This is a genomic window from Neisseria sp. P0009.S007, from assembly GCF_051962515.1.
On sequence record NZ_JBQCVF010001219.1, the window covers coordinates 1 to 248 of the forward strand.

1 pseudogene is annotated in these 248 nt (G+C 52.0%); it reads left to right on the forward strand.

What is annotated here, in order from left to right:
- Positions 1-68 precede the first annotated feature (68 nt).
- Positions 69-248: pseudogene (locus tag ACTHS3_RS18370) on the forward strand (deoxyguanosinetriphosphate triphosphohydrolase); the annotation flags it as partial.

Below are 248 nucleotides of genomic sequence, written 5' to 3' on the forward strand. Positions count from 1 at the left end.
GTCCCGCAATGCAGTAATATCCCGTCCATCCTACACAGCTCGTCTGAAAACCCGCAAGGAGCAATTTCATGCAGATGAATTGGAAAAATCTACTCTCCACACAACGTTTCCGCACGAAAAACGGCGAAATCATCCCGACCGTCACACCTTCCACCCAAGAAGGAGCCGACGCTTTGCGTACCGACTTCCATATCGACTACGACCGTGTCGTGTTCTCCGGCGCATTCCGCAGATTGGGACGTAAAACC